At 69.9% G+C, this 23,171-nt stretch carries 25 protein-coding genes and 2 pseudogenes; 13 read left to right on the top strand and 14 right to left on the bottom strand.

All coding sequences use genetic code 11. The annotated features are described in order from the left end of the window. The first annotated feature begins 106 nt into the window (after positions 1-106). The 5 genes and pseudogenes from M2157_RS03005 to M2157_RS02985 form a co-directional block, all read left to right on the top strand. The gene (locus M2157_RS03005) at positions 107-1,312 is read left to right on the top strand and encodes a globin domain-containing protein (protein WP_280864307.1); all 1,206 of its coding nucleotides are present in this window, start codon (positions 107-109) and stop codon (positions 1,310-1,312) included. A gap of 665 nt (positions 1,313-1,977) precedes the next feature. Next, the gene (locus M2157_RS03000) at positions 1,978-2,319 is read left to right on the top strand and encodes a metalloregulator ArsR/SmtB family transcription factor (protein ID WP_280864306.1); all 342 of its coding nucleotides are present in this window, start codon (positions 1,978-1,980) and stop codon (positions 2,317-2,319) included. Next, positions 2,316-4,040 (top strand): SulP family inorganic anion transporter, encoded by a 1,725-nt coding sequence (locus M2157_RS02995; protein WP_280860196.1) that lies wholly within the window; start codon positions 2,316-2,318, stop codon positions 4,038-4,040. Before M2157_RS03000 ends, M2157_RS02995 begins: the two co-directional genes overlap by 4 nt. Then, on the top strand, positions 4,037-4,375 hold the full coding sequence (locus M2157_RS02990) for a pyridoxamine 5'-phosphate oxidase family protein (protein ID WP_280864305.1): 339 nt from the start codon (positions 4,037-4,039) through the stop codon (positions 4,373-4,375). Before M2157_RS02995 ends, M2157_RS02990 begins: the two co-directional genes overlap by 4 nt. After that, positions 4,375-4,581: pseudogene (locus M2157_RS02985) on the top strand (ATP-binding protein); the annotation flags it as partial. The gene M2157_RS02990 and the pseudogene M2157_RS02985, both read left to right, overlap by 1 nt. A gap of 39 nt (positions 4,582-4,620) precedes the next feature. On the opposite strand, the gene M2157_RS02980 reads toward M2157_RS02985, so the two are convergent. Both M2157_RS02980 and M2157_RS02975 read right to left on the bottom strand, forming a co-directional pair. Beyond that, the gene (locus M2157_RS02980) at positions 4,621-5,415 is read right to left on the bottom strand and encodes a 2-phosphosulfolactate phosphatase (protein ID WP_280864304.1); all 795 of its coding nucleotides are present in this window, start codon (positions 5,413-5,415) and stop codon (positions 4,621-4,623) included. A 10-nt stretch (positions 5,416-5,425) separates the two neighbouring features. Next, on the bottom strand, positions 5,426-5,635 hold the full coding sequence (locus M2157_RS02975; protein ID WP_280860193.1) for a hypothetical protein: 210 nt from the start codon (positions 5,633-5,635) through the stop codon (positions 5,426-5,428). Between the two features lie 214 nt (positions 5,636-5,849). On the opposite strand from M2157_RS02975, the gene M2157_RS02970 reads away from it, so the two are divergent. Beyond that, a complete protein-coding gene (locus tag M2157_RS02970) occupies positions 5,850-6,200 on the top strand; it encodes a metalloregulator ArsR/SmtB family transcription factor (RefSeq protein ID WP_280860192.1) in 351 nt (116 codons plus the stop codon). A 120-nt stretch (positions 6,201-6,320) separates the two neighbouring features. Here M2157_RS02970 and M2157_RS02965 read toward each other — a convergent pair whose 3' ends face one another. The 4 genes and pseudogenes from M2157_RS02965 to M2157_RS02950 form a co-directional block, all read right to left on the bottom strand. Then, positions 6,321-6,923, bottom strand: a complete 603-nt coding sequence (locus M2157_RS02965; protein ID WP_280864303.1) for a HutD family protein — start codon at positions 6,921-6,923, stop codon at positions 6,321-6,323. A gap of 241 nt (positions 6,924-7,164) precedes the next feature. Continuing rightward, a pseudogene (locus M2157_RS02960) lies at positions 7,165-7,614 on the bottom strand (enoyl-CoA hydratase/isomerase family protein); the annotation flags it as partial. A 176-nt stretch (positions 7,615-7,790) separates the two neighbouring features. Then, positions 7,791-8,042 carry a hypothetical protein gene (locus M2157_RS02955; RefSeq protein WP_280860190.1) on the bottom strand — a complete coding sequence of 84 codons (252 nt, stop codon included), beginning with the start codon at positions 8,040-8,042 and terminating at the stop codon, positions 7,791-7,793. 455 nt (positions 8,043-8,497) lie between these two features. After that, positions 8,498-8,848 carry a VOC family protein gene (locus tag M2157_RS02950; protein WP_280860189.1) on the bottom strand — a complete coding sequence of 117 codons (351 nt, stop codon included), beginning with the start codon at positions 8,846-8,848 and terminating at the stop codon, positions 8,498-8,500. Between the two features lie 1,214 nt (positions 8,849-10,062). Between M2157_RS02950 and M2157_RS02945 the strand changes: the two genes are divergently transcribed. After that, positions 10,063-10,554: a helix-turn-helix domain-containing protein gene (locus M2157_RS02945; protein WP_280860188.1), complete on the top strand. Its 492-nt coding sequence runs from the start codon at positions 10,063-10,065 to the stop codon at positions 10,552-10,554. Positions 10,555-10,644: 90 nt separating this feature from the next. Here the strand turns inward: M2157_RS02945 and M2157_RS02940 are convergent, their stop codons facing one another. Further along, the gene (locus tag M2157_RS02940; RefSeq protein ID WP_280860187.1) at positions 10,645-11,172 is read right to left on the bottom strand and encodes an aminotransferase class I/II-fold pyridoxal phosphate-dependent enzyme; all 528 of its coding nucleotides are present in this window, start codon (positions 11,170-11,172) and stop codon (positions 10,645-10,647) included. A 350-nt stretch (positions 11,173-11,522) separates the two neighbouring features. Between M2157_RS02940 and M2157_RS02935 the strand changes: the two genes are divergently transcribed. From M2157_RS02935 to M2157_RS02925, 3 genes are all read left to right on the top strand, one after another. Then, positions 11,523-12,275 carry an SDR family oxidoreductase gene (locus M2157_RS02935; protein WP_280860185.1) on the top strand — a complete coding sequence of 251 codons (753 nt, stop codon included), beginning with the start codon at positions 11,523-11,525 and terminating at the stop codon, positions 12,273-12,275. A gap of 157 nt (positions 12,276-12,432) precedes the next feature. After that, positions 12,433-12,681: a hypothetical protein gene (locus tag M2157_RS02930; RefSeq protein WP_280860184.1), complete on the top strand. Its 249-nt coding sequence runs from the start codon at positions 12,433-12,435 to the stop codon at positions 12,679-12,681. A gap of 451 nt (positions 12,682-13,132) precedes the next feature. Further along, complete coding sequence (locus M2157_RS02925) at positions 13,133-13,348, top strand: hypothetical protein (protein WP_280860183.1); 216 nt, start codon at positions 13,133-13,135, stop codon at positions 13,346-13,348. On the opposite strand, the gene M2157_RS02920 is transcribed toward M2157_RS02925, so the two are convergent. The 6 genes from M2157_RS02920 to M2157_RS02895 form a co-directional block, all read right to left on the bottom strand. Next, complete coding sequence (locus tag M2157_RS02920; RefSeq protein WP_280863682.1) at positions 13,246-14,280, bottom strand: LLM class flavin-dependent oxidoreductase; 1,035 nt, start codon at positions 14,278-14,280, stop codon at positions 13,246-13,248. The two genes, M2157_RS02925 and M2157_RS02920, sit on opposite strands and share 103 nt — an antisense overlap. Before the next feature lie 239 nt (positions 14,281-14,519). Next, a complete protein-coding gene (locus tag M2157_RS02915; protein ID WP_280864302.1) occupies positions 14,520-15,617 on the bottom strand; it encodes a HoxN/HupN/NixA family nickel/cobalt transporter in 1,098 nt (365 codons plus the stop codon). Between the two features lie 151 nt (positions 15,618-15,768). Then, positions 15,769-16,086 (bottom strand): nitrile hydratase accessory protein, encoded by a 318-nt coding sequence (locus tag M2157_RS02910; RefSeq protein WP_280860181.1) that lies wholly within the window; start codon positions 16,084-16,086, stop codon positions 15,769-15,771. A 32-nt stretch (positions 16,087-16,118) separates the two neighbouring features. Beyond that, entirely contained in the window at positions 16,119-16,745 is a 627-nt protein-coding gene (gene nthA, locus M2157_RS02905) for a nitrile hydratase subunit alpha (protein WP_280860180.1), read from the bottom strand. After that, complete coding sequence (nthB, locus tag M2157_RS02900; protein ID WP_280860179.1) at positions 16,742-17,494, bottom strand: nitrile hydratase subunit beta; 753 nt, start codon at positions 17,492-17,494, stop codon at positions 16,742-16,744. The genes nthA and nthB overlap by 4 nt, the downstream gene beginning before the upstream one ends. Next, positions 17,491-18,009 carry a DUF1097 domain-containing protein gene (locus M2157_RS02895; RefSeq protein WP_280863681.1) on the bottom strand — a complete coding sequence of 173 codons (519 nt, stop codon included), beginning with the start codon at positions 18,007-18,009 and terminating at the stop codon, positions 17,491-17,493. The genes nthB and M2157_RS02895 overlap by 4 nt, the downstream gene beginning before the upstream one ends. 639 nt (positions 18,010-18,648) lie before the next feature. Between M2157_RS02895 and M2157_RS02890 the strand changes: the two genes are divergently transcribed. From M2157_RS02890 to M2157_RS02880, 3 genes are all read left to right on the top strand, one after another. After that, on the top strand, positions 18,649-19,716 hold the full coding sequence (locus M2157_RS02890; RefSeq protein ID WP_280860178.1) for a helix-turn-helix domain-containing protein: 1,068 nt from the start codon (positions 18,649-18,651) through the stop codon (positions 19,714-19,716). Positions 19,717-19,994: 278 nt separating this feature from the next. Further along, positions 19,995-20,234 (top strand): hypothetical protein, encoded by a 240-nt coding sequence (locus M2157_RS02885; protein WP_280860177.1) that lies wholly within the window; start codon positions 19,995-19,997, stop codon positions 20,232-20,234. Then, the gene (locus tag M2157_RS02880; protein ID WP_280864301.1) at positions 20,234-20,611 is read left to right on the top strand and encodes a toxin Doc; all 378 of its coding nucleotides are present in this window, start codon (positions 20,234-20,236) and stop codon (positions 20,609-20,611) included. Before M2157_RS02885 ends, M2157_RS02880 begins: the two co-directional genes overlap by 1 nt. A gap of 99 nt (positions 20,612-20,710) precedes the next feature. Here M2157_RS02880 and M2157_RS02875 read toward each other — a convergent pair whose 3' ends face one another. Beyond that, entirely contained in the window at positions 20,711-22,861 is a 2,151-nt protein-coding gene (locus M2157_RS02875; RefSeq protein ID WP_280864300.1) for a beta-galactosidase, read from the bottom strand. Between the last annotated feature and the right edge of the window lie 310 nt (positions 22,862-23,171).

The raw sequence follows: 23,171 nt of genomic DNA, 5'->3' as shown, positions 1-23,171 counted from the left end.
CGATCGGCCTCATAGAGAAGGCCATTCGGCCCTCGGCCCCCGCACGTGGATCGAGCCACGATGGTGAGCGCCATCCCCCTGCACACCCGCACTGCTGAGGAGACCCATGCTTTCGCCCGAGTCGGCCACCGTCGTCCGTGCCACCCTTCCCGCCGTCGGCGGAGCTCTGGACGAGATCACGGCCCGGTTCTACGACACGATGTTCGCCGAACAGCCAGAGCTGCTGGACGGGCTGTTCAACCGCGGCAACCAGGCCAGCGGACAACAGCGCCGTGCGCTGGCCGGGTCCATCGCAGGCTTCGCACAGGCACTGCTCGCCGACCCCGACGCCCGCCCGGACGCGCTGCTGTCGCGGATCGCCCACAAGCACGCCGCACTTGGTGTCACCGAGGACCAGTACACGATCGTCCACAAGTACCTGTTCGGGGCCATTGCCGACGTCCTCGGCGAGGCGGTCACGCCGGAGGTCGCCGGCGCGTGGGACGAGGTGTACTGGCTGATGGCCGGCGCGCTCATCGCCCGGGAGGCCCGCCTGTACCAGGAGGCGCAGGTCGATCCCCGTCATCCGTGGCGGCAGTGGACGGTCGTGGAGCGGCGGGAGGAGACCCCCGACGCGGTGTCCTTCCTGCTGCGCCCGGCCGACGACGCCCCGCTCCCCTCCGGCAGGGCCGGCCAGTACGTCAGCGTCCGCGTGAAGATGCCCGACGGCATACACCAGTTGCGCCAGTACAGCCTCTCCGGCGCCCCTGGCGACCAGCTGCGCCGTATCACCGTCAAACGGGTCGCGAGCGTGGCCGACGCCCCCGAGGGCGAGGTGTCCAATCAGCTGCACCGCACCGTCCGGGCCGGCGACGAACTCACCCTGTCCGCGCCGTTCGGCGACGTGGTCCTCGACGAAGCCGACAGCCCGCTGCTGCTGGTCTCGGCCGGCATCGGCTGCACCCCGATGGTCGGCATGCTCGAACACCTCGCGGCGACCGGAGCCGCCCGCCCGGTCACGCTGCTGCACGCCGACCGTTCCCCGGCCGACCACGCCCTGCGCGCGGACACCCGCCGCCTCGTCGGCCAACTGCCCGGCGCCCGGGCCGAGTTCTGGTACGAACAGGATGCCGCCGCCGAGCCCGGCGCCCGCACCGGTCTGATGGATCTCGACGGACTGGACCTGCCCGCCGACGCCGACGTCTACCTGTGCGGCGCACTGCCCTTCATGCGGTCCGTGCGGGCCCAGCTGCTGCAGGCCGGTATCCCCGCCCGCCACATCCGTTACGAGGTCTTCGGCCCCGACCTGTGGCTGGCCCACGCGGAAGGCTGATCACGGGCACCGCAGAAGGTTGGGCGGGGCCGGTGACCCCGCCCTACGCGGAAGCTGTGCGGGCCGGTGTCGAACCGGTGGTCGCAGGCGTCCAGAACCGCGTCCCCTTTGCCGATCAGGTGGGCCCAGGTGGCGGTGTGTCCACCTGGAGGTCACGGTCGTGGCATTGGTCCTGTGGAGGAGTGGTCGTGCCCAGGCTGCCTTGGGGCTGCTTGCTGGTACAGGGCCGAGCCGGGGCAGGTGGTGGGGTCGGCCGCCCCCTCGCGGTTGGGCCGGTGGGCATGGGGCTGGCGGCCGGGGGTCGGGATCCCAAGTCGCCCCGGTGCGTCGCCATGGGACAAGCCGAGATCCTGGACCTTCGGTAGGGCTCCGGCGGCGGGTGCACGCCGGAAGGGCGCCACACGCAGCTTCTTCGACCTCGACGGCCACGGCCGGCAGGTCGTGTGCATGGATCCGTCAGACGCCTCGGACAGCTCGACCACGCCGGCGAGAGGCCCGACCCCACCGACCTAGCGCAGGCACGAATCCCGTGGGCGTCAATCTGATAGGTAATTGCTAAATTTCGCAATTGGTTAGATGCTGTATTAGCTGTGATCGCAGGTAGTCGCGTACGCAGCCTTCCCCGTCTGACCCGAGGTGGGGTCTTCGAAGGAAGCCGAGGGACCGTGTCCGTTCCGCTGTATCAGGCCAAGGCCGAGTTCTTCCGGATGCTGGGGCATCCCGTACGGATACGGGTGCTGGAGTTGCTGCAGGACGGGCCGTTGCCGGTACGGGACCTGCTCGCGGCGATCGAGGTGGAGCCCTCCGCCCTGTCGCAGCAGCTGGCGGTGCTGCGCCGCTCCGGAATCGTCACCGCGACGCGGGAAGGCTCGACCGTTGTCTACGCGCTGGCCGGCGGGGATGTGGCCGACCTGTTGAAGGCGGCCCGGCGGATTCTGACCGACGTGCTGGCCGGGCGGAACGAGTTGCTGGCCGAGCTGCGGGAAGCCGAGGTCGTCGCGCGATGACCACGGCACTCGGCCGGGTGGGGAACCGGATCGCCGCGCTACTGCCCAGGCGGGACGATCTGGCTCAGATGCGGCGGGACCCACGACGGGATCTGCTCGCGGGTCTGACCGTGGCGATCGTCGCGCTGCCGCTCGCGCTGGGCTTCGGTGTTTCTTCGGGGCTCGGCGCTCAGGCGGGCCTGGCGACCGCCGTTGTCGCGGGTGCGCTCGCCGCGGTCTTCGGCGGGTCGAACCTGCAGGTGTCCGGCCCGACCGGTGCGATGACGGTGGTCCTCGTGCCGATCGTGGGCCAGTACGGGGCGAGCGGAGTGCTCACCGTCGGCTTGATGGCGGGCGTCATGCTCGTCGGCCTGGCCGCGCTGCGGGCCGGCAAGTACATGCAGTACGTACCCGCCCCGGTCGTCGAGGGCTTCACCCTCGGCATCGCCTGCGTGATCGGTCTGCAGCAGGTCCCGAGCGCCCTCGGCGTGCCCAAGCCCGACGGCGACCGCGTCCTGGTGGTGACCTGGCGCGCCCTCGAGGAGTTCGCCAAGGCCCCGAACTGGACGGCCGTCGGCTTCGCGATCGCCGTGGCCGCGGTCATGTTGCTCGGTGCCCGCCGGCTGCCGACCGTCCCGTTCTCCATCCTGGCCGTGATCGCCGCTACGGCCGTGGCACAGCTCGCCCACCTGGACGAGGCAAAGCCGATCGGTGACCTGCCCTCCGGACTGCCCGTACCGTCGTTGTCCTTCCTGGACCTCGGCTCGCTCGGGACGCTGCTCGCGCCGGCCGTGGCCGTCGCCGCTCTGGCCGCCCTGGAGTCGCTGCTGTCGGCGTCGGTGGCCGACGGCATGACCGTGGGCCAGCAGCACGACCCGGACCGGGAGCTGTTCGGGCAGGGCATCGCGAACATCGCCGCCCCGCTGTTCGGCGGTGTCCCGGCGACCGGAGCGATCGCCCGCACCGCGGTCAACGTCCGCACCGGCGCGAGCTCACGATTGGCAGCCCTGACTCATGCCGCGGTCCTGGCCGTGATCGTCTTCGCGGCGGCGCCTCTCGTCTCGAAGATTCCGCTGGCCGCCCTGTCGGGCGTCCTGCTGGCCACGGCGATCCGGATGGTCGAGGTCGGCTCGCTGCGGGCCATGGCCAAGGCCACCCGCTCCGACGCGCTGATCCTCGTCCTCACCGGCGTCGCCACGCTCGCACTCGACCTCGTGTACGCCGTGATCATCGGCCTGGTCGTGGCGGGCGCCCTGGCTCTGCGTGCCGTGGCCAAACAGGCACGTCTCGACCAGGTACCGCTGGACCGCGGCGACCACAGCGTGGAGGAACACGCCCTGCTGGCCGAGCACATCGTGGCGTACCGCATCGACGGCCCGCTGTTCTTCGCCGCCGCGCACCGCTTCCTGCTGGAGCTGACCGACGTGGCCGACGTCCGTGTCGTCATCCTGCGCATGTCGCGCATCTCCACGATGGACGCGACCGGGGCCCTAGTCCTGAAAGACGCCGTCGAGAAGCTGAAGCGGCGTGGCATCCTCGTCCTCGCCTCCGGGATACGCACCAGCCAGGTTCAGGTCCTGGCCTCCGTCGGCGCGCTGGACCTGCTGCGCCACGAGGGGCGGGAGTACGCCTCCACACCCGAGGCGATCCGCGGTGCGCGCGATCACCTGGAGAAGTCCGGTGTCCTGTCGACCGGCCCGGCCCAGCCGACCGCCGCCACCAGCGAGGAAGCAGTCGGATGAGTACGCGTCCCGCCGTACTGCAGCAGCATCGGGAGCAGGCTGCACGTCCCACCCGGCACGTGTGGGAGTTCGGCCGCCTGATCGTCCGCACCCCGACCCCGCCTGATCCGGTGCTGTTGTCAGCGACGTCCCCGGTGGACGACGCGGGCGCCGCGACCGACACCGGCGGGACGGTGACCGCGACCCGCCCCGCCGACATGATCACCGACCGGGACCAGGCCGCCCACTACCAGCGCCCCCTGCCCGGCCGGGTGCAGGCTCCGCACCACCCACTCGTGCGCATCCGCACACAGACTGCGACCGGCCTCCGCTGCGCGCGGGCCACGGAGGGCTGATGTCCACGCGGCTCGAAGCCCTGCCCCACCGACACGTGCTCACGCTGCCCGCCGAGCCGTCCGCCGTCCGGATAGCACGGGAGACCGCCGAACAGGCACTGGTGGAGTGGGGGATCAGCCTGCGCCACCCCACCGTGAACCCGGCCCTGCTGATCGTCAGCGAGCTGGTCACCAACAGCGTGCGCCACGCCGCCGTCGTGTCCCCGAACACCACGGGGTGGCCGGTCGGCTGACCTCGCCGGCTCTCAACCCGAGACGAAGGAACCGTCGCCGTCCCGTACCGGGACGAGGGCGGATGCGTCCTCTTCGGTGGCGATCGCCACGTCCTCGACGAATCCCATCGCGGCCAGCTGACGGCCGGAGGCGCTGGTGGCGACCGTGTGGGCGAGGTCGGCGGTGCCTTCGTAGTTCGCCTTCGCGGCGGCGGCCTCCGGGGAGAGCGGGCCCGCGCCCTGGGAGCACAGGGCGCTGACGAGGGCTCCGGCGCCGAGCAGGTCTTCCAACGCGGGGCGCAGGCTGCCGTCCGGCCACAGCTCGCCGGCGGCGATCACGGCGACGGGATGTTCGGGGGTGCCGTAGTCGTGGGAGGTGAGCCAGGTGCCGACCGCGGTGATGTTGCGCAGGCAGGCGGCGACCACCCGCACGCCGGGCGGCGCGGCGGTTGCGATCGCGGCGCCGTTCGGTGACGGCAGCACCAGGCGGGCCACGAAGGGCGCGGCCCGCAGGTGGGCGGGCGACAGCGACCAGGGCGTTTCCGGTGTGACGGTGTGGCGGTGGGAGGCCAGCCGGGCACCCGACTGGCGCGCGTACGCCGTGGCGGCCTGCGCGGCGCCGCTCCGTTCCGCCTCGGACACGGGGCCGCCCGGCCACCGGAAGGGAAGGACGCGGATGCCCCTGTCGACGGCGACGCTCACCGCTGTGGTGAACGACAGTACGTCGACGGCGACAAGGCAGGCCGTCGCGCTCGCGAGCCGGCTCGCACCCGCGGGCCCCCATTCGAAGCGCACTCCGCTCCCGGACTGGACCTCCCAGCCACCCATTGCACCCCTATCAGGTCTGTGTGCCGTGCATGGGCCAGCGGCGGTCGGTGCCCGGGGTGGGCTTGTCGGGACGGCCACCGAGGGACAACTTCAGCAGGCGGGCAGTGCCGCAGCGCGGGCAGGCACCGTCCGGACCGACGGCCGCGGGGCGGCACTTCAGGCGGCAGGCGGGGCACTGGAGCCAGGTGACGCCCGAACCGCGCAGCGGCGTGATCCTCACGCGAACCTCCCTCACGTACCTCAGTAATTGCTAATATTAGCAATTACTGAGACTGTCACTGCTGGATTCGGCCGGCTCTCGTCCCCCGTGCGGATTCGGCCTGGCCGGTGCCGCACGCGAGGATGGGCCGCATGTTCTTGACGAGTGGGTGGACGCGATGCGCCAAGGCCCGGCCGGTGGGGCCGTGTTGCCGTAGGGCGGAGGGGACGGCACCGTGAGTACGCCGCTGTACCAGCTCAAGGCCGAGTTCTTCAAAACCCTCGGCCACCCGGCCCGTATCCGCGTCCTGGAGCTGCTGAGCGAACGCGAGCACGCGGTCGCGGAGATGCTGCCCGAGGTGGGGATCGAGCCGGCGCACCTCTCGCAGCAACTGGCCGTGCTGCGCCGGGCGAACCTGGTCGTGACCCGAAAAGAGGGCTCGACGGTCTACTACTCGCTGACCAGCCCGTACGTGGCGGAGCTGCTGCGGGTGGCCCGCACGATCCTGTCGGGTGTGCTGGCCGGTCAGGCCGAGCTGCTCGCTGACCTGCAAGCGGCCCAGGCCGAGGGGAAACCGCCGTCGTAGCGGCGGCATCTTGAACGGCGGTCGTCTCCTTCGGAGTCGACAGCACTCTGTGGCGCGGAGGCGGCCGCCTTCCCTAGGGGTCGGTATCCCTCACGCGGACACTGCCGGTCCTACAGGCCGTCAGCCCGCCGCGGTGATCCTCAATTCGGTCACCATGCCGTCGCCCCGCAGAGTCAGCGCCGCCGGGCCTTCGTGACGCACGCAGTCGAGACGGCCGAGCGTGGTCTCCCGGCCGTCCGGTCCGCCGATGGCGGTCCCCTCCGTGACGGCCATGACGAGTAGGGTCTCGCCCGCGGCGCACGCCATCTCTGCTTCCCGTGCGACAGCGACGGTGACGATCCGCACCGTTGCCGTCGCCCGGCTCCTGCGGGTCATCACATTCACATTGCGGACCGCGCCCGCCTCCAGCCGACAGTCCGTCGCAGCGTCGCCGGAGAAGGCGAAGGGACTCAACGGCCCGACCGGATGCGGTGTCCCGTCCACAGTCAGCACCATGCCCTCGCCCTCGACGAGGGTGATCACGCGGTCGATCCCCGGAAAGGTGGAGAAGGGGCCCTCCGCGTCTACGTCCGCGACGCTCACCCGCCAGTCGAAGCCGTCCGTGATCTCCGCCGAGGCCATGGGCGCTTGCAGGGTGCCCGACGCGACCTGTCGGGTCATGCCGCCGCCGTTCTTCCACGGCACGCTGCGGTACTCGTTCCAGCGCAGAGCATGTCCGCCCATCCGACGCCGCCTCCTTGCTCGTCATCCGGCCGGCCGCCTTCACCGGCGAACCTGGGCCACGGGTCTCTCGGTCGTCGGACGGCAGGAGCCTCCAGGCACGTGATCATCGAGTGCGGGGCCAGCCTACGCGCCGACCACGTGCGGAGGGCGGGGGGTCCGCGGTCATCGGCTCTGTCTCCTCATGCGGCTGCGGCAGCAGGCGCCCCGGAGCACGGGGTGATGCGGTCGGTGAGGTGCGGGCTCAGCCGAGTGGATTGTCGGTGTCGCGCAGGGTGGCCAGAGCCGGGGCATACATGCGGGCCTTGATGGTGCCGAGGGTGTCGCCGGCCTTGGCCACCTGTGCCCGGGCGATCTCAACGGCGGTCGAGCGTACGGCGTCCTCGCCGACCGGCTGGTCGACGACGCCGACGGCCGCGGCGTCTGAGCCGCCGTAGCGTCGGGCGGTGAGCATGGCCTCGTGCGCGCTCTGCGGCGCCAGGCGGGACTGGATGAGGGCCGACATGCCGGGGGTGAAGGGGATGTTGATGTCTGCCTCGGGAAGGCACCGGTAGCCGCGGTCGGCGCGCATCACGCGGAAGTCGTGGGCGAGGGAGAACATCGCACCGGCGGCGAAGGTGTGCCCCTGCAGCGCGGTCACGGTGATGACCGGCAGCGAGAGCATCCGCGCGAACAGTTCGTGGACGGAGACGACGTCCTCGCCGGGCCGACGGGCAGAGGGCCCCGGACCGATCGTCACCGGAGGACCGATCGCGTTCCGGGGCCTCTAGCCTCACCTCGGGATGAACGCAAGCAACCACTGACGGCCGGGCCGGTGCAGGGGTTCCGGGCCCGGCGGCGGGAGCCGGTTCAGTGCGTCACGGGATGGGATTACCAGCCCTGACCGCAGTCGGAACCGATGTCGGTGCTCTGTGCACCCGGGCTGCCCTCGCCATTGAGCAGGTTGCCGCCGAGGCCGTTGAGGATGCCCACTTCGCCGAGAATGTCGATGTTCAGGTCGTGGGACTTGCACCCGCCGCCATGCGTGCCTCCCGCAGCCTGGGCGGTGGCAGGGCCGGCGCCCATGAGGCTGAAGCCACTGATGAGGGCGACCGCGACAGCGGCCTTGTGAAGCTTGCGCACTCTTTCCTCCTAGAGCTGAGTGAGCGCACCGTCAAAGATCACCAAGCGCTCATTTCGGAGGCTAGATCGACATCTCCCACGGCGCTCACCGAGGGAGCCGTCCGGGGGCTCGGCGGCTCGAACCGTCACGTTGATGTGTGCGTCGCAGGTGCGAAATCCTGCCGGTGCGCAGACAGACGGGCTGGCCCGGGAGGAGCCCCAGGGCCGGCCCGTCATCGTGATCGAGGGCGGGACCGCCGAAGGGCGCTTGGATCCGAGCACCTCAACAAGCGTGATGGCGCGCTGGCGGTGGCGGGGCTCGTCCTGTCGCCGGGGGGACAGCCGGGTGCAGCGCGTCGCGATGTGAGACCGCTGCCACCGCGCTTTGCTTTGAGGACGGCCTCACTTGGTGGCGAAGCCGCCGATGCGCCGTGACCCCTGTGAGACTCGTCAGGCTGGGCTGGGTGCTGTGGGGCTCACAGGCTGTGGGCGATGGGATGCAGCGGTTCGTACAGCGGGAGTTCCGCGCCGCTGGGGAGCCGGATCGCAGTCAGCTTGCCCCAGCGCTGCTCGCTGACCGGGCGGGTGATCTCGACCCCCTGTGCGCGGAATTCGCCGAGCTGGGCATCAAGGTCGTCGCACATCAGGAAGAACTCGTGCTGCGGCGGGCCGTCGGTCGGGTGCACGGCCACCTCGGCCGGGGGCAGCTTGAAGATGAGCCAGCCGCCGCCCGCGTCGACCCCGGGAAAGCCGAGGACGTCACGGAGAAAGGCCCGGTCCGACTCGGCGTCCTGGCTGTAGAGGATGACATGCGCACCGCTGATCATGGCTGGCTCCTGCCCCGTTGAGTGCTGGCGGTCGTGCCCCTCGGCATCCTGGCACGCTCAGGTCCCAGAGGACCTTCGACTGCATTCGATGACACGCCGACCGAGTTGCATGACAACGGACACGAACCGGCGAATGAACGGGATTGGAGCTGAGATTCCGTGGCCGAATCTCAGGACCGGTAGCCACCCGATGGCCGGTGGGCCACGGATCCAGATCTGCGCGGCGCTGGGTGCACGGTGGCCGACCCTGATGGAGGCACAGCCGGTCGCCGCCGCTGGGGGCCAGGCCAGGAGGAGCAGGAAAGGGCGATTGGCGGCGAGGCGGGGCCCGTGCGGCCGGTGCCGCGCCGGGACGGCCCGCCGGCTGCGGCCGCCGAACCGACGGTGGGGCTGCGGTGGTGGTGCGGCAGTGTGGGCTCTGGCTGGACTGGGGCGTGTCGCGTCTCTGGTACGGACTGTGCTGGAGCTGCCATGGCTGGCTGGAGAACCGGGGGACGGCGCAGCGGCAGCACCGGGCCGTGGACGGTGACGGACTGGGCCGGCCGTACGTAATCGCGGGTGCGGGAGGAGATCCGGGCCGGCACCGAGGCCGTCTTCCCGGGCCGACCCAGCTGCACGTCTACGTGAGGGGTCTGGGGCAGCAGGGTGCACGGAACCCGAGCGTGCCTCCCCAAGCCGGAAGTAGCCCAGCTCCCAGTTCCACGCGATCCTCCCAGGCTCCACGACCGGACGTGGACGAACGCCGCCTGGCCCTGCGGCCTCCGTCCAATCCGGAACAGGCGGCCGCCCCTCATGGTCGGCCGGCCGCTGTTCCCGCAGCGCAGTCCCTGTCTGGCGTCCGCATGCGGATACCCCCGCTGCGCCTCCTTGACCGGTCACTGGTTCGCCGTCGTACTGGCAGTCCGTCTCACCGTCCCATGCGCCAGACCGGCAGCCGCGGCGTCCCATCGGCCCGGTCTTTGCGAGGGGATGCACCATTGATTCCGCTTACCTGCCGCGTCCCTTTGCCTGTTCAGGATCTTGCATCGTGATGCACACCGTCATCCCGTGGCAGGATCTGCCCGAATTGCCTGCTCCCACCCGGCAGGCATGCGTGCCATCTGGCTGGTGATAGTAAACTCAGGTATACGGTGCAGGCCGCGCCGTGTACGCGGCCACCGGAACGAGTACCCGGCGTCGATGTGGAGGTGAGTTCTGTGCCATCAGGAAGGCACGTGTCCGGCCCCATGGATGACGAGCCGGCCTGTTCCATGGAGCGGAGCCTGCAGATACTCGGCGAGCGGTGGACCCTGCTGGTGCTGCGTGAGGTCCTCTACGGCAGGCACCGGTTCGCTGAAATTCAGTCAGCTCTCGGCATCGCGTCGAACCTGCTCAGTGACCGGCTCAAGGTTCTCGTCGACGCCGGAGTGCTGCGGACACTGGCCTACCAGGAGGCGGGCAGCAGGCCCCGGCAGAGCTACCATCTGACGCCGGCCGGGCTCGAACTGCAGCCCGTCCTGGGTGCGCTGCAGCAGTGGGGCGACCGTCACCGTCCGCGGCCCGCAGGTCCCTCCGCTTGCCAGCGGACCCGATCCACGGGTCGGGCCGTCCATGTGGGGTTCCTCGATGAGGATGGCCGCGAGGTTCCCATGGACGATGTGTCGCTGATGGCCGCACCTGACCCTCAGAACCCATCCGGACTCGGGAAACAACGGAACAGCCGTTAGCGCCAAGCGCTCTGGTGCCCCTGAAGGCGTGTCACCGTACGGGCTGTGGCTTGGCCCATGGCTCGGGACCTTTCACCTCTTGCCGGCGAGTCAGTCCTGGGCGAGGCGGTCGAGGAACTGGCCGACCAGTTCCAGGCCGGTGCACAGGGTCTGGGTGTCGTCGGCGAAGCCGATGCGGACGGTGGGCTCGATGTCGAAGGCGGCGCCGGGGGTGAACATGACCCCGGTCTCGCCGAGGAGGCGGGTGCGGAACTCGTAGGAATCGATCGGGGCGTTGCAGCGCAGGAGCGCGGTGGTGCCCGAGGCCGGTTTGACGTAGGTGATGTCGTCACGGCCGGTGACCCACTCGTCGAGGATGGCGAGATTGGGGCGGGTGATCTGGTGGGAGCGGGCGAGGACGGCGTCCTTGTTCTCCAGTGCGACGCAGGCCAGGAGGTCGTCGACGCGTCCGACGCTGATGGTGGTGTAGTCCCGGTGGGTGGCTCCCTCGGCGAGGAGGCGGGTGGGGCCGACGATCCAGCCCAGGCGCAGCCCGGCCAGGGAGTAGGGCTTGGACATGCTGCCGGTGGAGATGCCGCGCTCGTACAGGTCGGCGATCTGAGGCGGTGAAGCCGTCACCGTCCTGGTCGACGCCCCGGTAGACCTCGTCGCACAGCACCCATGCCCTCACCCGTTCGGCGATCTTGACGATACGGGCCGGTCCGGCTTCGCCGATGAGGGCGCCGCCCTGGGGTTGTGGGGGTTGTTGACGGCGATGAGCTTGGCGTCGGCCGAGACCAGGCGGTCGAGTTCGTCGAGGTCGGGCAGCCAGCCGTTGGCCTCGCGCAGCGGCAGTTGGCGCCCTCGAACTCACCGCCTCCCTCGAAAGGTGGGCCCAAGTCTCACCCCTGCTGGATTGCATTTTTAAAGCCAGGCCCTCTAGGGTCGTCACCAAGCGACCGCTAGAGAATTGCGAAGGAGGCGCCGACATGGGCGTGCTTGCGGGCAGGACGGCTCTGGTCACCGGGGCGAGCAGGGGCATCGGACGCGGGATCGCGGAGCGGCTGGGACGCGACGGCGCACGGGTCGCGGTGCACTACGGCAGGAACGAGGCGGCGGCGAAGGAGACGGTCGCCGCGATCGAGGCGGCGGGTGGCTCGGCCTTCGCGATCGGCGTGGAGCTGGGGGCGCCCGGGGACGCCGAGGCCCTGTGGGAGGAGTTCGACCGGCACGCGGACGGGCTGGACATCCTGGTGAACAACGCCGGAATCGGCAACACCCGGTCGATCGAGGAAATCGACGAGGCGGAGTTCGACAGCGTCTTCGCGGTGAACGTGAAGGCGCCCTTCCTCCTCGTCAAGCACGGCATGACCCGCCTGCGCGACGGCGGCCGGGTCATCAACGTCTCGTCGGGGCTGGCCCGGAGCGCGAAGATGCCGAACGCCATCGCGTACGCCATGACGAAGGGCGCTCTGGACACCTTCTCCCTGTACCTGTCCAAGGTGCTGGGCCCTCGGAACATCACCGTGAACTCGGTGGCGCCGGGGGTCATAGCCACCGACGGCACATATGAACTGCTGCACGCGAGCGAGGACGCGCGGGAGCAGCTGGCGGCGCTGTCCGCGCTGGGCCGGGTGGGGGAGACGGCCGACGTCGCGGATGTGGTGGCGTTCCTGGCGTCGGACGGGGGCCGGTGGGTGACGGGGAGCTGGGTGGACGTTACGGGAGGTTCACAGAGCTAGCCAGGGCGTCGCAACGCGACCCGGAGAACGGCGCCGCGTGCGAACGGCCGCCGCGGTGCTTCCCCGTCACAGCTGCGATCTTGTCGGGCAGCGGCAATAGTTGAGTGACGTCGATACACCAGTACCTCGGAGAAGGCCGAGACGGCGGCCTGGACGTGTGGCACCGGCCCTCGACAAAGTCGCCGCCTTGAAGCCACGGTTCGTGTCGGCCTGTCACAAGGACACCCGACGCGGAAATCCCGCCTCGGACATCGAAGGAACCCGGCGCTATCTCGATGCAGGCGCCGTCGTCCTTGAGCAGTCCACGAACCCCGCGGGATTCTTCAACGGGATGAAGCAGCGCTACTTCGAGGGGGTGCATCCGTGGGCAATCTGGCTCAGCGCCGTGCAGCTGTTCGGCAACTGACAGCCAACCTCACGGTGCCGCCGCCCTGATGGAGCTGCTGCGCGCAGGCGTTCTCCAGGGTGCGCTCCGCAGGCAGCAAACCGACGTCCTCATAAAAGCGCAGTGCCGTGGCTGTCTTGGCCGGGGACACCGGAGCGCTCGGCCGGCTGCGAGATGAGGCAGGTCGTCAGGCCACCGAAGGTAGACCTTCGACCCGACACGAACGTCAAGCTCGGTACGCAACCCGTATCGGGATGGCCACCAGTTCCTCACCGGCGCACGGGTTCCCTCAAGGACTGCTCCGGGATTCCGCGAACCCGCAACCTTCCACCCTCGACGACTTCTCCGGGCCGGAGTGCGTGAAGAACGCGCCGAGACAGCCGCCTGCACAGCCGAACACCTACTCCAGGAACATCACCCAACTGGCCCATCGCACCGTGCACCGCACCCGCGCCGACGCCACGCTGGCCTCATGGCGTCCGATCACCCCGTCGTCGTATACCCGCCCACCGAGGACGGAGGCCGCCGCGTCCGCATCGGCGACCACTTCGTCGGCATCGCATACGGGCTCCTCGACATCGCTGCCTATCTCCAAGAAGCCGGCTTGCAGGACTGGGACGAGATGGACGTGGCCCGATCTGGGCTCATCGAATGGCGCGGTGGCGGGCCCGACGTCTGGGAACACTGACCGGGCTGACGGCCAAGAAGCGGATGGCGCAGATTTCCGCGCCGCTGGAGTAGTTCCACCGCGCCGTCGAGGAGATCCGCATCACCCGCGGGACGCTGCTGGAGCTGCGCGCGCCGCCAGCCCCGAAGCTGACGGTGTTCGCCGTGGCCGACGGCCCGCTGCGGGCACGGTAAGTGTGCGTGGCGATGAGCACGGAGGTTACGCCCGACGACAGCAACAACACCCGTCTGAAACTCAAATGGCTGGCCGAGCGCGGGTCGGGCGGGGCGGGCAGGCGGGGTTCCGGTTAAGGCCGTGCGCAGCGGCGCGTCAGGGAGCCGGGGACTCACGATGTCGTTGCCGCCGCGCTTGGCGACCTTGATGACGCCGTCTCCACAGCCCGCCTCGACGCCGCCGCGCTCGGGCAGCACGCCGAAGTGGTGTTCACCCCGGAACGGCGTTCCGTCGACGACCCGTTCCTCGCCATCGTCGAGGACTGCCACGACCCCGTCGGGGCCGGTGTGCGCGCCGGTGAGCAGTTCGCCGTGGAAGTCGGCTGTGCCGGTTTCGGTCAACTGCCGTAGCGCGGTGAGGAATTCACGTAAGCGGGCGATGGGGCGTTCGAAGGGTAGGCCGAGGCCGGTCTCCGTCAGCAGTTTCGTGCCCAGGGCCAGACCGAGGTGGTAGCGGCCGTGCGTCGCGGCCTGGGCTGTCTGGGCCTGGCTGGAGACCAGCAGCGGGTGTCGGCCGAAGACGGGGATCGCGGAGGTGCCCACTTGTAGTCCGGGCACCTCGCGTCCGACGATCGCTGCGAGTTGGGGTGAGTCCGCGCCGAAGGTCTGGCCGAACCAGACCGACCGCAGCCCGGCGGCCGCGGCCTCCTGGGCCAGCTGCACGGTGGCGTCGACCTGGTTCGGTGCGTCAGATGCGTTGAGTGCTACTCCAACAGTCATGCCAGTCAGAACGGATGCCTGGCGAACCCGCATTCTGGTGTGTGTGACAGCTTCATGTCAGTCATGTGTGGCTGTCAGCCCGCCTGCCGGTGGTCCGGTGTGGACCGGTGGGTGAGCGTTCTGGCGCGGCGGCACTCAATTTGAGCAGGCCAGGTGGAGGGTGAGGACGGCCTGAACAAGGCTGGTGATAGGAGACTCGCGGCGCCGTCGGCACTTCGGGGGTGAGCCGGAACCGGAGCTCAGGATCGCTGGGGTACGTCATCAGCGGCGCCGTGCCGGTCGCCGTACTTCTCGGCGAGTCCGCGGAAGCGCCAGACGGCGGCGGCGCAGAGCCAGGAGGCCGCGAAGATGGCGACCACGATGTAGCCGAGCAGTTCGAAGTGGTCGGCCAGGGAGGCGTAGGCCGTGACGAGTGTCCCGGCTCTGGTGGCGTCGGCGACGAGGCCCGCAACGTAGACGCTGGCGATGAACGCGGCCACGGCCACGGTCATGCCGGTCGTGGCGATGTTGTAGTAGAGCCTGCGTGCGGGGCTGCGGTACGCCCACGAGTACAGGCGGGTCATCAGCATGCTGTCGGCGGTGTCGAAGGCGCTCATTCCCGCGGCGAAGAGCAGCGGGAGGGAGAGGACGGCGAGGGTCGGCAGGCCGGATCCGTGGGCGGCGGCGCTGGCGGAGAGGGCGAGCAGGGTGATCTCGCTGGCGGTTTCCAGACCGAGGCCGAAGAGAATGCCGACCGGGTACATGTGCCATGACGAACGGATCAGTCCGCGGGCGCGGCGACCGAGGATACGGTTCATCAGGCCGCGGTTGAGCAGTTGCAGATCAAGCTCGCCCTGGTCCAGCCGGCCCGACGCCATGCGCCGCCACAGGCCGACGATGCCGGTCAGCACCATGAGGTTGAGCACGGCGACGAGCAGCAGGAACACCATGGCCACGATCTGCGAGACCAGGCCGCCGACATGACGGAAGGTGCCGATGCCCGAACCGGCGGCGCCCGCGGCGAGGGCGACGACGAAAGCGAGCGCGAGGACCACGGTGGAGTGGCCCATGGCGAAGAAGAAGCCCACGCCGACGGGTCTGCGTCCGCGTTGCATCATCAGCCGGGTGGTGTCGTCGATGGCGGCGATGTGGTCCGCGTCGAAGGCGTGCCGCATGCCGAGTGTGTAGGCGAGGGTTCCGGCTCCGGCGAAGGCCCCGGCACCGGCCGGACCGCTGGCGTAGAAGAGGTAGAGGCTCCATCCGATGACGTGCAGGGCGGCGATGACGCCGACGATGCCCGTGATGCGTAGCCGTTCGGCGCGGGTCCATCGGCCGGCGGTGATGGTAGTTGTGGTCACACACACATCCTTGGCAAGGGGCACCGCGCGGTGCCGTCGTCAGCAGTGAGAGGGGGGCGGGCCGCACCCGCTGGTCGTGAGCCTTTCGCGGGTGCGGCCCTGGAGGACGGGCGGGAACGGACGTCCTGGGTGGTCCAGGCCTTGGAGCGGGTTACGCCCCGAGCAGGGCACGCATCTCGTCGTCGGCGACCAGGTCGTGGTCGACCAGTACGCTTTCGAGCGCCGCGAGCCAGTGCTCGTAGTACTGCCAGCTGCCCTGTTCGGTCGCTGAGGTGGCCTCCCATGCGCCGATGGCGGCGATGAGTCTCTGCTGGAACGCGTCCCAGGGGTAGTGGCCGAACTCGGACAGGGCGACGGCGACGCCGAACGCCCGGCGCTGCCAGTCGGCGTCGAAGGTGGGCGCGTTCATGTCGGTGACGCAGGTGTCGTGCAGGGGCGGGGCGGGCGTGGTGGTGGCGGTGGCCTCCATGGGTTTCCCTTTCTGTGGTGTCCGGGTGCGGCTCAGGCGGCGGCGGGAGAGGGAACCGCGGCGATGCCGATCATCGATTCGGTGGTGACCAGGGCGGCGAGTTCCTCTTCGGTCATGCCGTCGGTTCCGGAGGGGCGCTGCGGAATGACGAACCAGCGGGAATGGCCGCTGCTGTCCCACACCCGCAGTTCGACGGACGGGTCGAGGTCCAGGCCGGTCTCCTTGAGCACCACACGGGGCTCCCGGGCCGCGCGGGCGCGGAAGGTCGGGTCCTTGTACCAGTACGGCGGGAGGCCGAGCACGGGCCAGGGGAAGCAGGAGCACAGGGTGCAGATGACCAGGTTGTGCACGCCGGGGGCGTTGGCCACGGCCTGCAGGTGTTCTCCTTCGGCGCCGTCCATGCCGATGGGGAGGTCGAGTTCCGCGACGGCGGCCGGTGTGTCCTTGACGAGTCGTTCCGCGAACTGCGGGTCGGTCCAGGCGCGGGCGACGATCTTGGCTCCGTTGAGCGGCGTCATGTCGGTCTCGAAGTAGCCGAGGACCTTGTCGACGGTGGCGTCGGTGATCACGCCCTTTTCGATGAGCAGGGCTTCCAGCGCCCGCACGCGGGCGGCGCTGTGGGCTTCGCGGTCCTCGGGGTAGCCGAACTGAACGGTCACTGCTGTTCCTCCGTCGCGTGGGTGAGGTAGGCCTGGTAGAGCTCGCCGTAGAGCACGGCGCCGGGTTCGGCGAGTTCTCCCCAGATGTCGGTCGGTTCGAAGCGGACGGCGTAGACGGGCATCGGCTCTCCGATGCCGTCGGGGCCGGTGGAGCAGAAGTAGCCGTAGTTGCCCTCGAAGACGCGCTCCACGGTGCCGGTGCGGCCGCGCAGGTTGCCCGGCAGCCGGGTGTGTTCGGTGGGCGGCACGTCCGTGACGGTCACCCGGTCACCGACGGCGAAAGCGGGGGATTCGGCCGGACCCTGGCGGGGTGAGTCGCCCTCGCGCAGGTAACGGACGACCTGGTCGTCGATGCGTTCGTCCCCGCCCTCGGGCAGGTCGAGTCCCGGCTCCTGGAGGTACTCCGCGGCCTTCGCGTCCAGCTCCTCCGCGGTGATGTAGCCCTGGGAGACGAAGAATCCGCCGATGCCGCCGAGCCACTTCTCGTAGTAGCGGTACTGGAAGTAGGCGAAGGGGTGCATCGCCTCGGCGCCCTTGCGCAGGTCCGCCCAGGTCCAGACGGAGGAGAAGGCAGTGGGTACGTCGTCGATCGGGTACTGGGGTACGGCGTCGCCGAGGTGGGCGCTCAGGCCCATCATCGCGACGTGGATGCCGAAGATGCGCTGCTCCCAGTCCTCGACGAAGACACGGGGCTCGTAGGCGACGGGGCCGAGGTTTTCCAGGCCTCCGAGATGGTGCTGAAGTTTCATGACTGCCCTTCCGGGGTCGGCTCGGCGGCCGGGCGTGCGGTCATCGCGGCTCCCCAGTACTCCGAGGCGATGCCGAACACAGCGCCCAGGACCATGGACAGCGCCGCGACGAGCGCCGGGTTGCTGATGGACGCGGTGGTGATGTCGTGGCCGGTGGCGGCCACGGTGCCGACCGTGGAGGCGAATCCCCACACGATGGCCGGGAGTTTCGAGAGCAGGGGGATCTTCGACGCCTGCACCATGGCGGCGCTGCCGACGCCCACGGCGATGGCGGCGATGGCGGTGCCACCGCCCAGCGCGTGGATGACCAGCAGTGTGAGCGAGGCGATGACAATGCCGGTCAGGTTCGAGGCGATCGACCTCGCCATGCCGTCGGTGCCGGCTCCGAGAATGAAGAAGGAGGCCCAGGCAATGAAGATGACCCAGACCGGAACGGTCAGGACGGTTGCGGTGATCAGCGTGGCGACTCCGCCGAGCACGCCGATACTGATCGAAAGAGCATTTAGCTGGCGCATGGCCAAACCACTCCTCTGGCGCCGGGTTCTCACGGCCCGGCGGAATTCGTGCCCGAGCATGGGCAGGTGATAATTGGCCCGCTGAGGGGCGGAAGAGAATGGGGCTCCCTGGCGCGGAAGTCGCGCAGAGGGTCGGTTTGCTGGTTCCGAATCCGGTGGTTCGTGTTTTTTGATTCGGACGTGGGCGGGCGTGCTTCTTCAGCTTCTGTTGCCGAATACGTCCTGGCAGGGTGCCCCTCGACGACCGCGGTTACGTCGGTGCCAATTGTGTCGGCTACGGCGCGGTGAGACATCAATAGGTTCAGGCTACCGTGTTTCACGAAAGTTAACGATGGCTGAATAAATGATGTCCTGAATTGACGGCGGCGGCATTTTGTGTCAACGCAGAAAAAGCCGCCCAGGCGGCCTGTCGGTGAGGCCATGGGAGGCTGCAAAGTCGATATGAGCACTGGACCAATCAGGTCTCGGTGCGGTTAGTATTCCTCACCCGGTATATCCGGGAACCCGGATAGCCGGCCAGGTGATTGCTCGGCCTCCACGTTCCCGTCTGGAGGGCACAGGGGCCAAGGGCTGCAACGGACACACGAGCCACGATTTCGGACACGAGGGCAAGCCTCGCTCCACTCAGGAGGTCGGAGTATGAACCGGAGTATCGCGGCCGCGGACCACGGCGCCGAGCGGACCATGGTCTTCGTCCTGTACGACAAGGTGACGCTGCAGGACGTGGCGGCGCCGCTGGAGATCTTCGCCCGGGCCAACGACTTCGGGGCCCGCTACCGCGTGCTGCTGGTCTCGCCCACGGGGCAACCGGTCGGGACCACCGCCTTCACGCGGCTGAGCGCGGACATGCCCGTGACCGACGCTCCCGACTCCATTGACACCCTCCTCGTGCCGGGAGGTGTACCGGCCGACTTCACGTTCGCTTCGGGCACGCACGACATTCCGGAGGAGCTGACCCCGGACACGGTCCCCGAGGCGCTGGCGATGGTCCAGGAGCTGGCGCCCCGGGCCTCGCGAATCGCCTCCGTCTGTACCGGCGCCTTCGTGCTGGCGGCCCTCGGGCTGTTGGACGGACGCCGAGCGACGACCCACTGGGCGCACTGCGCGCGACTCGCCCGGGAGTACCCCCGCATCAAGGTGGATCTGGACGCCCTCTTCGTCCAGGACGGCCCCTTCGTCACCGGTGCCGGCATCAGCGCGGGAACCGACATGGCCCTGGCCATCGTAGAGAACGACTACGGCACCGACGTCGCCCGCAGGGTGGCCCGGTGGATGGTTGTCTTCCTGCAACGCCCGGGCGGCCAGGCCCAGTTCAGCGTCTGGTCCGAGGCGGGCGCCCCCACCACGCGCGGCCTGCGCCAGGTCCTGGACTCAGTGGTCCTCGATCCGGCGGCGGACCACTCGACTGCCGCGATGGCCGCACGCGCCGCGGTGAGCGAACGCCACCTGGGGCGGATGTTCCGCGACGAGGTGGGCGTGACACCGGCCCGCTACGTGGAGCAGACCCGGCTGGAGGCGGCCAAGCTTCTCCTGGTGAGCGGCGATGACAGCCAGGAGTCCGTCGCACGGCGTGCCGGCTTCGGCTCCCCGGAGACGATGAGACGGATCTTCCGCCGCAACCTCGGCGTCTCGCCGGGCGGCTACCGCAGCCGGTTCCGTACCACCGGCATCGACCGCCAGGAGACGGAGCCCGACCAGGACGACTGATCCGGTGATATCCCCACCCCGCACGCTCCGGCAACGGCGTCGACCGCCCCGAAAGCGCGCGGGTTCGCGGGCCGGCAGCCCCATGAGCTGCGAACCGGACCGGGCTGCCGCTCTGGAGCTGGGGAAGCGTTGACGCAGCGTTCCCGCGCTCCGGCGCCGAGCGGGAGGGCGGGGGAGCGGAGCTCTTGTGTCCCGTTCGCGGAGACCGGCACGGGTGCGTCGTACGGCGTTCCGCTGACGGTTCACACACGCGGTACCTACTAGGTACCATCTGGTGTATGCCATCCCTGAACGTGCCGTTCACCGAGGAAGAGCTCGAAGGAGTCCGTGCGGCCGCGGCCGCCGAGGGCAAGAGCCTCAAGCAGTACCTGCACGACCTCGGTGTCCGCGAGATGCAGCGCAAGCAGTTCATCACGGGCGCGAGCGCCTGGGCCGACCGGCTGCGCGACGAGTTCGACGACGCATTCCCCGACGAAATCCCGCCTGCCGAGCGCCCCGGCGGGGCCGCGGCCGCCTGATGCACTTGCACATCGACGTCTCCTGGCTCCTCGACGTCCAGGAGACCGCCCTCGGCTCCGAGGACATGTCCGTCGCCGACTACTCCGCCCTGGTCGCCGCCGTGGCCCGGCACAAGACCAAACTCCCCACCCTTCAGGCAGCCGACCCGGACGCCGCCTGGCGGGCTGCCGCGCTCATGCACACCATCGTGCGCCTGGAGCCGCTCCCGCACCGCAACAGCCTCTACGCCGCGTTCGTCGCGGCCCAGTACATGGACCAGTCCGGCGAGGGCATCGACCCGCCCTACGGCGCCCTGTCCGACCTTGTACGGAAAATCCGCGACGCCCGCCTGCGGGTTCCCGAAGTCGCCGACCAAGTTCGCTCCTGGAAAATCTGAGTGTCTGGCGACGCCCCGTGGGTTGGTGAAGGCTGGGGCGCGACACTCGTGATGACCATGATCTGCGCCTCGGGAGGGCGTCAGGGGGGAGCAGCTCCCTCAGGCTGAGGCCGTCTCGTCGCCCGCGGTGACGAAGATCCGTACGTCCCAGGCGCCGAGGCGCAGTGCTGTGCCGGCGGGTGCGGAGGTGCCGTCGAGCACGTCGGCGAGTGCCACCGGTGCCGTGACGTGCGTGGGGTCCCAGCTCCAGTTGTGGACGACGTGGACGCGGTGGCCGTCGGGGGAGGTCCCGGTGGCGGCGGTGACCGACGGCGGCAGGTTCTGCCAGCCGCTGCTCGGGGCGGGTGCCAGCCAGGCGGCGAGCGCCCTGGCGAGGTCGCGGCCGGGAACAGTGCCGACGCAGGTGACCCGGCCCGCGCCGTGGCGGCGGGTGGTGATGGCGGGCCAGCGTCCGAAGTGCGGGTGGCCGTACGCGGCGAGCACCTCGGCGTCCAGGGCCGTGAGTCCGTCGACCCAGCGCGTGGCCGTCGCCTGCTCCGGCAGCTCCAGCGGGCTGCCGGGCACAGCGCGCAGCGGGATTTCCCGCACCAGGTTGCTGAATTCCTCGTACTGGACTCCGGCGGCCGTGGTGAGTCGTGCCGGTGCGGGTTCCTGGCGGGCCCGTGCCTCGTGGTCGGCGTAGCCGGTCCGCGGTCCGAGGACCAGGTGGCCGCCCGCGTGGGCGTAGGCCGCGAGCCAGTCCAGTGTCCCGTCGTCGGTCACGTACAGCGCCGGAACGACCAGGACCGGATGGAGGCGTACGGCCTCCTCGGGGCTCGGACCGGGGACTTCGCCGCGGGGGTCGTGCAGCTGGCGGGCGTGCACGATGCGGACCTGTCGGCCCGCCTCGAAGGCGCCGCGGTAGAAGGGATCGAAGATGCCGTGGTAGGCGGCCGGATCGGGTCCGCCGTGCTGGTTCGCCAGGGGCGGGTACTTCTGCATCAGCCACTTGCTCGGCGTCGAGTACACCATGGTGATGTCGGCGTCCGGCTCGATGCCGGCGACCAGCGGGCCCGCGGTTTCGAACTCGCCTCCCAAGCGGGCCAGTTCGTCGTACACACGGCCCGGCCTGCCGCTGTGCGGGAGGATGCCGCCCACGTACGTCTCGGCCCCGAAGTGCAGGGTGTGCCAGTGCCAGTACTCGATCATCCGCGCCCCACGCGCCACCAGCGCCCACGCGGCCTGCCGCCACTGGCCGTCGTAGGCGGGGCGGTTGTCCCAGCAACCGCCGATGGTGGCCGCGTTGGTCTCGGTGACCAGGAACGGGGCCTGGCGGGAGGAGTACATCCGGTCCGCGATCTGGGAGATCGACCAGGCGCCGGTGGTCTTCCCGTGCTCGGCCTCGCGTTCGTCGGGCAGCAGCAGGGCGTCCTGCATCGCGTAGTACGGGTTGCCCGCGGCGATGTCCAGGGCCTCGTTGAGCTCATGGTCCTCCACCCCCGGGCGGGGATAGGAGACGCAGGTGGTGACGAACTGCTCGGGGAGGGCGTACTCGCGGGTGATGCCCGCCTGCCAGGCGATGAACTCGGTGGTCTGCCCGGCCTGGAACTCCCGCCAGGCGACGTCGTACTGCGGCTGGGCGTTGCCGTCCGGCGTCCACAGGTCGGCCCACGTGGTCAGGCGGTGCGACCAGTAGACCAGGCCCCACTCCCGGTTGAGGGTCTCCACGTCACCGTACTTGCGGCGCAGGTGGTCGGTGAAGCGCTGGAAGAGACCGTGGTTGTGGAAGAGCTCCAGGCCGGGCTCGTTGTCCACCTGGAAGCCGATGACCGCGGGGTGGCGGGCGTAACGGGCGAGGATGCGGCGGATGACGCGTTCGGCGTGGAAGAGGAAGGCGGGGTGGGTGTAGTCGACCTCCTGACGCGCTCCCCAGCCGATGCGCTGCCCGGTGGCCCGTTCGCCGCAGATCTCCGGGTACTGCCGGGCCAGCCACGGCGGGACCGCGTAGGTCGGTGTGCCCAGGATGACGGAGATCCCGCGCTCCCGGGCGCCGTCGAGGACGGGCTGGAGCCAGTCGAGGTCGAACGTTCCGTTCTCCGGCTCCCAGGTCGACCAGACCGACTCGCCGACCCGGATGACGGTGAAATGCGCCTCGGCCATCAGGTCGAGGTCGTTCTTGAGCTGCTCCTCGGCCTGTTCGGTGCCGTAGGGCGGCCGGTACTCGTGGTAGTACGCGGCACCGAAGAGAACGCGGGCGGGCAGGTCCGCCATGAAGTGGGCCTCCTGAAGGCAGAGTTGGGTGCAGGGAGGGCGGCGGGGAAGACCTGCTGCCCCCGGATCAGCTGCCGTTGGCCGGCTGGCTGTAGGTGGTCGTGTCGATGCTCGTGGTCAGCGTGCCGACGGCCTGGACGCCGTTCCCCGACATGAGGGGGAGGCCGGCGCCCCGGCGTAGGTGATGCCGGGGAACACGAACTTCGCGTCTCTGGTGGAGCCGGGGAATCCCAGGCCGCCCCAGTCGGCCGAGACGCAGCCGGTGGGATGGGTGCGGACCCCGTCCTGCGGGGCGGTCGGCGGCACGGGC

The organism is Streptomyces sp. SAI-127, assembly GCF_029894425.1.
Taxonomy (GTDB): Bacteria; Actinomycetota; Actinomycetes; order Streptomycetales; family Streptomycetaceae; genus Streptomyces.
The sequence above is the reverse complement of the archived record's forward strand: the minus strand, read 5'-3'. Positions and strand labels throughout refer to the sequence as shown.

Bases quoted from the DNA above. Each gene is read 5' to 3' on its own strand.
- M2157_RS02920 (WP_280863682.1), bottom strand. From the start codon at position 14,280: ATGACTGTTGGAGTAGCACTCAACGCATCTGACGCACCGAACCAGGTC.
- M2157_RS02875 (WP_280864300.1), bottom strand. From the start codon at position 22,861: ATGGCGGACCTGCCCGCCCGCGTTCTCTTCGGTGCCGCGTACTACCAC.
- M2157_RS02965 (WP_280864303.1), bottom strand. From the start codon at position 6,923: ATGGGCGGACATGCTCTGCGCTGGAACGAGTACCGCAGCGTGCCGTGG.
- M2157_RS02895 (WP_280863681.1), bottom strand. From the start codon at position 18,009: ATGCGCCAGCTAAATGCTCTTTCGATCAGTATCGGCGTGCTCGGCGGA.
- M2157_RS02935 (WP_280860185.1), top strand. From the start codon at position 11,523: ATGGGCGTGCTTGCGGGCAGGACGGCTCTGGTCACCGGGGCGAGCAGG.
- M2157_RS02910 (WP_280860181.1), bottom strand. From the start codon at position 16,086: ATGGAGGCCACCGCCACCACCACGCCCGCCCCGCCCCTGCACGACACC.
- M2157_RS03005 (WP_280864307.1), top strand. From the start codon at position 107: ATGCTTTCGCCCGAGTCGGCCACCGTCGTCCGTGCCACCCTTCCCGCC.
- M2157_RS02990 (WP_280864305.1), top strand. From the start codon at position 4,037: ATGAGTACGCGTCCCGCCGTACTGCAGCAGCATCGGGAGCAGGCTGCA.
- M2157_RS02890 (WP_280860178.1), top strand. From the start codon at position 18,649: ATGAACCGGAGTATCGCGGCCGCGGACCACGGCGCCGAGCGGACCATG.
- nthB (WP_280860179.1), bottom strand. From the start codon at position 17,494: ATGAAACTTCAGCACCATCTCGGAGGCCTGGAAAACCTCGGCCCCGTC.
- M2157_RS02950 (WP_280860189.1), bottom strand. From the start codon at position 8,848: ATGATCAGCGGTGCGCATGTCATCCTCTACAGCCAGGACGCCGAGTCG.
- M2157_RS02995 (WP_280860196.1), top strand. From the start codon at position 2,316: ATGACCACGGCACTCGGCCGGGTGGGGAACCGGATCGCCGCGCTACTG.
- M2157_RS02885 (WP_280860177.1), top strand. From the start codon at position 19,995: ATGCCATCCCTGAACGTGCCGTTCACCGAGGAAGAGCTCGAAGGAGTC.
- M2157_RS02880 (WP_280864301.1), top strand. From the start codon at position 20,234: ATGCACTTGCACATCGACGTCTCCTGGCTCCTCGACGTCCAGGAGACC.
- M2157_RS02925 (WP_280860183.1), top strand. From the start codon at position 13,133: ATGGCGTCCGATCACCCCGTCGTCGTATACCCGCCCACCGAGGACGGA.
- M2157_RS02980 (WP_280864304.1), bottom strand. From the start codon at position 5,415: ATGGGTGGCTGGGAGGTCCAGTCCGGGAGCGGAGTGCGCTTCGAATGG.